Genomic DNA, 5,418 nt, shown 5'->3' with positions numbered 1-5,418 from the left:
ACGCCGTCGAGCGTGAAGTGCGCGCCGGCGATCCGGTTCGCCCAGCGGCCGACCGTCGCGCCGAGATAGGCGCCGGATTCGAGGTACTCGGCCGGCGTGTCGTGCGCGAGCACGATATCGGCCAGGCGTCCGGTGCGATCGGGCGCGAGCCACGACACGACGGTCGCGCCGAGGTCGCTGACGACGACGCGCATCCCGTGCGCGTTGCGCAGCGTATAGCGCCGCACGGGCTCGCCGTCGGGCAACGTGCCCCACGGCTCGGAAAGCACGCGTGCCGCGCCGGGCGTCAGGTATGAGGAATCGGTATCGATATGCATGGGTGGAGGTCGGATGGGCGGCGGGTGTCAGTGGGAGGCGGCCGCGCGTTCCTGGTATTCGCGCGGCGTACAGCCGAGTTCGCGCCGGAACACCGCGTACATGTATTGAAGCGACGTGAATCCGCAACGGATCGCGACTTCGGCGCTCGACGCCTGGCGGCCGGCGAGCAGCGCCTGCGCGGCTTCGAGCTTGTGGCGCAGGATCTCCTGGTGCACGGTGCGTTGCAGTTCGCGCCGGAAGTGCTCCTCGAGCAGCGAGCGCGACACGCCGACATAGTCGGCGACCTGTTCGGTCTTGATGCCCTGGCACGCGTACTGGCGGATGAAATGCCGGGCACGCATCACGTGCGGGCTCGCCAGCGGCTGGTGCCGCGTCGATTCGAGCACGTTGATGCCGACCGGCGGCACGAGAATGCGCTGCCCGGGAAAGCGCGCGCCGCGCAGCATCCGGTGCAGCAGGTGCGCGGCGGTGCGGCCCATTTCCTCGGTGCCCTGGATCACCGACGACAGCGGAATGCGCGTCAGCGTGCGCGTGAGCGGATCGTTGTCGATGCCGATGATCGCGACCTGTTCCGGCACCGCGAGGCCGGCGATCAGGCACGCCTGCAGCAGGTGCCGCGCGCGCGCATCGGTCACCGCGATCACGCCGACCGGCTTCGGCAGCGCATGCAGCCAGTCGATCAGTTGCTCGATCGCGTGATTCCACCCGGACGCACTCGTCGACAGCCCGCGGTAGATCGGCGCATCGAGCCCGTCCGCGCGTGCGAGCCGGTCGAACGCGAGTTCGCGCTGCTGCGCCCAGCGGTTCTCCTGCGCGACCGGCAGGCTGTACATCGCGAAGTGCGCGAGTCCGGCGCCGATCAGGTGCGTATAGGCGAGCGACACGAGCTTCGGGTTGTCCGTCGCAATATATGGGACATCGTCCGGGTACTGCGTCGGGTCCTCGTACGACGATCCGATCGCGACGATCGGCAGCGGCGAACCGGCGAGCGCGTCGGCCACGGCCGGGTCGTCGAAGTCCGCGATGATGCCGTCGCCGTCGAAACGCTCGATCCCGGTGAGCCGGCAGCGGAAGTCGTCTTCGAGGAACAGGTCCCACACGACGCGCGTCGTGTGCAGGTACTGGCCGATGCCGCTGATGATCTCGCGGTCGTAGACCTTGTTCGCGTTGAACAGCAGCGCGATGCGGTGCGGTGTCTGGGCGGAAGGGGCGCGTGTCATCTGGGTGTCGGGGCGCGCGCCTAGCGGGCGCGGTGCCGTTGTCTCCGGGGCGCGCCCGGACGGCGGCGCGCGATATCTGGTGTACGTGGTGTACGGCGATTGTAGGACGGAACGTGTGCCGCACGTAGCGGCTGGCAAGAAACATCAAGCGCGCTGCGCAATTTCGCAATTGCCGGCCGATAGGCGCGCGGGCACGATCCAGTCAACCGAATTCGGCCGCGTGCGTCGTCGCGACGCGCGTTGCGCTGCAACAAGAACCCCTACGGAGACGCCATGTCGTATTTCGAGCACATTCCCGCGATTCGCTACGAAGGCCCGCAGTCGGACAACCCGCTTGCGTATCACCATTACGACCCCGACAAGCGCGTGCTCGGCAAGACGCTCGCCGAGCATCTGCGGATCGCGGTCTGCTACTGGCACACGTTCGTATGGCCGGGCCACGACATCTTCGGGCAGGGCGCGTTCCAGCGGCCGTGGCAGCAGCCGGGCGACGCGCTCGAGCGGGCGCGGCAGAAGGCGGACGCGGCGTTCGAATTCTTCACGAAGCTCGGCACGCCGTTCTATACGTTCCATGACACCGACGTCGCGCCGGAAGGCGACAGCCTGCGCGACTACGCAGCCAATTTCGCGCGGATGGTCGACTATCTCGGCGAGCGTCAGCAGGCAAGTGGCGTGCGGCTCCTGTGGGGCACCGCGAACCTGTTCTCGCACCCGCGCTTCGCGGCCGGCGCCGCGACCAACCCGAACCCCGACGTGTTCGCATGGGCGGCGACCCAGGTGTGCCACGCGCTCGACGCGACCCACCGGCTCGGCGGCGAAAACTACGTGCTGTGGGGCGGACGGGAAGGCTACGAGACGCTGCTCAATACCGACCTGAAGCGCGAACGCGACCAGTTCGCCCGCTTCCTGTCGATGGTCGTCGAGCACAAGCACCGGATCGGCTTCAAGGGCGCGCTGCTGATCGAGCCGAAGCCGCAGGAGCCGACCAAGCACCAGTACGACTACGACGTCGCGACCGTGCACGGCTTCCTCGTGCAGTACGGACTCCAGAACGAGATTCGCGTGAACATCGAGGCGAACCACGCGACGCTCGCCGGTCATTCGTTCCATCACGAGATCGCGAACGCCTTCGCGCTCGGCGTGTTCGGCAGCGTCGACGCGAACCGCGGCGATCCGCAGAACGGCTGGGACACCGACCAGTTCCCGAACAGCGTCGAGGAGCTGACGCTCGCGTTCTACGAGATCCTGCGCCACGGCGGCTTCACGACCGGCGGGATGAACTTCGACGCGAAGGTGCGGCGCCAGAGCATCGATCCGGAAGACCTGTTCTACGGCCACGTCGGCGCGATCGACGTGCTCGCGCTCGCGCTCGAACGCGCGGCGGTGCTGGTCGAGAACGACCGGCTCGACGCGCTGCGCCGGCAACGCTACGCGCAGTGGGACGACGCGTTCGGCCGCAAGATCCTGTCCGGCGGCTATACGCTGGAATCGCTGGCGGCCGACGCGCTCGCGCGTGGGGTGAACCCGCGGCATGCGAGCGGCGCGCAGGAGCGGCTGGAGAACATCGTGAACCAGGCGATCTACGGGCTGCGCTGACGCCATGTACATCGGACTCGATCTCGGCACGTCGGGCGTGAAGGCGGTGCTGCTCGACCGCGACGGCGCGGTGCGCGCGAGCGCAAGCCGCCCGCTGACGGTGAGCCGGCCGCAGCCGCGCTGGTCCGAGCAGGCGCCGCGCGACTGGTGGGACGCCGCCTGCGGCGCGCTCGCTGCGCTGGTCGCGGATGCGCGCACGGCCGGCATCGACCCGCGCGACATCGACGCACTCGGGCTGACCGGGCAGATGCACGGTGCGACGCTGCTGGATGCGCATGGCGACGTGCTGCGCCCCGCGATTCTGTGGAACGACGGCCGCGCGGACGCGGAGTGTGCGGAACTCGAACGGCTCGCGCCCGCATTGCGCACGGTGGCCGGCAACATCGCGATGCCGGGCTTCACCGCGCCCAAGCTGCTGTGGGTGCGTCGTCACGAGCCCGACGTGTTCGCACGCGTCGCCTACGTGCTGCTGCCGAAGGATTATCTGCGCTACCGGCTGACCGGCGCGTTCGCAACCGATCCGTCGGATGCCGCCGGCACGCTGTGGCTGGACGTCGCGAAGCGCGACTACGACGACACGCTGCTCGCCGCCTGCGGGCTGTCGCGCACGCAGATGCCGCCCGTATTCGAAGGCAACCGCATTACCGGCACGCTGCTGCCGGCCGTCGCGCGGGCGCTGGGCCTGCGCGAGATCCCGGTGGTGGCCGGCGGCGGCGACAACGCGGCCGGCGCGGTCGGCGTCGGGATCGTGCGGCCCGGCGACGCGCTGCTGTCGCTCGGTACGTCGGGCGTGTATTTCGCGGTGTCGGACGGGTTTCGCGCGAATCCCGAATCGGCGGTGCACAGCTTCTGTCATGCGCTGCCGGACACGTGGCACCTGATGTCGGTGATGCTGAACGCGGCCGGCTGCGTCGACTTCACCGCGCAACTGGCCGGTTACGACGGCGTCGCGGCGCTGCTCGACGACGCCGAGACGAACGCACGCGCGAGCCGCCCGTGGTTCCTGCCGTATCTGAGCGGCGAGCGCACGCCGCACAACGACGTGAACGCGAAGGGCGTGTTCTACGGGCTCACGCCCGACACGCGGCGCGCCGATCTCGCGAACGCGACGCTCGAAGGCGTCGGCTTCGCGCTGCTCGACGGCATCGACGCGCTGCATGCGGCCGGGCTCGCACCCGACAGCATCACGGTGATCGGCGGCGGCTCGCGCAGCGCGTACTGGACGCAGATGCTCGCCGACCTGAGCGGCCGTGCGCTGACGCTGCGCGCGGGCGGCGAAGTGGGGCCGGCGCTCGGCGCCGCGCGCCTCGCGCATCTCGCGCTCGAACCGCATGCGCGGCTCGGCGACGTGTGCCCGCAGCCGCCCGTCGTCGCGGTGCGCGAGCCCGATCCCGAGCGGCACGCGTGGTATCGCGACGTGCGGCGGCCGACGTTTCGCGCGCTGTACCGTGCGCTCGAACCGGTGTTTGCGACGGGCGCCTGACGCACATTGCAGTGACTCGATGCGGGCGGTGCAATCCGGCGGCCGCCCGCGGTTCGTGAGGTGGTTCCATAACAAGGAGTCTGGAGACATGAAAACCGTGACGCGTCGTACCGTATTGCATTCCCTTGCCGGCGCCGCCGCGCTGGCGATCCTCGCGCTGGGCTCGCCGCTCGCCCACGCGAGCAAGGACAAGCCCGAGATCGGCTTCTGTATCGACGACCTGCGCGTCGAGCGCTGGTCGCGCGATCGCGACTATTTCGTCGCGGCCGCGACGAAGCTCGGCGCGAAGGTGTCGGTGCAGTCGGCCGATGCGAACGAGGCGCGGCAGATTTCCCAGATCGAGAACCTGATCTCGCGCGGCGTCGACGTGATCGTGATCGTGCCGTTCAACTCGAAGACGCTCGGCAACGTCGTCGCCGAAGCGCGCAAGGCCGGCATCAAGGTCGTGTCGTACGATCGCCTGATCCTCGACGCCGACGTCGACGCCTACATCTCGTTCGACAACGAGAAGGTCGGCGAGCTGCAGGCGCAGGGCGTGTTCGACGCGAAGCCGAAGGGCAACTATTTCCTGCTGGGCGGCGCGCCGACCGACAACAACGCGAAGATGCTGCGCGAAGGACAACTGAAGGTGCTCAAGCCGGCGATCGACCGCGGTGACATCAAGGTGGTCGGCCAGCAGTGGGTGCCCGAATGGAGCGCCTCGACCGCGCTGCGGATCGTCGAGGACGCGCTGACCGCGAACAACAACAAGATCGATGCGATCGTCGCGTCGAACGACGGCACGGCCGGCGGCGCGATCCA

The 5,418-nt window shown here is 69.0% G+C and carries 4 protein-coding genes and 1 pseudogene; 3 read left to right on the top strand and 2 right to left on the bottom strand.

Annotated elements, in window-relative coordinates; all coding sequences use genetic code 11:
- Both JMF90_RS22445 and JMF90_RS22440 read right to left on the bottom strand, forming a co-directional pair.
- Positions 1-317 (bottom strand): annotated as a pseudogene (locus tag JMF90_RS22445) (galactose-1-epimerase); the annotation flags it as partial.
- A 27-nt stretch (positions 318-344) separates the two neighbouring features.
- Positions 345-1,538 carry a DNA-binding transcriptional regulator gene (locus tag JMF90_RS22440; RefSeq protein WP_011549899.1) on the bottom strand — a complete coding sequence of 398 codons (1,194 nt, stop codon included), beginning with the start codon at positions 1,536-1,538 and terminating at the stop codon, positions 345-347.
- A 273-nt stretch (positions 1,539-1,811) separates the two neighbouring features.
- On the opposite strand from JMF90_RS22440, the gene xylA reads away from it, so the two are divergent.
- The 3 genes from xylA to JMF90_RS22425 all read left to right on the top strand — a co-directional run.
- Entirely contained in the window at positions 1,812-3,134 is a 1,323-nt protein-coding gene (xylA, locus tag JMF90_RS22435; protein ID WP_011549898.1) for a xylose isomerase, read from the top strand.
- A gap of 4 nt (positions 3,135-3,138) precedes the next feature.
- Entirely contained in the window at positions 3,139-4,617 is a 1,479-nt protein-coding gene (gene xylB, locus JMF90_RS22430) for a xylulokinase (RefSeq protein WP_011549897.1), read from the top strand.
- 88 nt (positions 4,618-4,705) lie between these two features.
- Positions 4,706-5,418 (top strand): substrate-binding domain-containing protein (locus JMF90_RS22425; RefSeq protein ID WP_201325443.1); only part of this gene is annotated, 713 nt, incomplete at its 3' end.

Origin of the sequence: Burkholderia sp. E168m23, from assembly GCF_016586125.1 — a bacterium.
Lineage (GTDB): Bacteria > Pseudomonadota > Gammaproteobacteria > Burkholderiales > Burkholderiaceae > Burkholderia > Burkholderia orbicola.
Note: the sequence above shows the minus strand (reverse complement) of the source record. Positions and strands in the feature narration are given on the sequence as shown.

Bases quoted from the DNA above. Each gene is read 5' to 3' on its own strand.
- JMF90_RS22440 (WP_011549899.1), bottom strand. From the start codon at position 1,538: ATGACACGCGCCCCTTCCGCCCAGACACCGCACCGCATCGCGCTGCTG.
- xylA (WP_011549898.1), top strand. From the start codon at position 1,812: ATGTCGTATTTCGAGCACATTCCCGCGATTCGCTACGAAGGCCCGCAG.
- xylB (WP_011549897.1), top strand. From the start codon at position 3,139: ATGTACATCGGACTCGATCTCGGCACGTCGGGCGTGAAGGCGGTGCTG.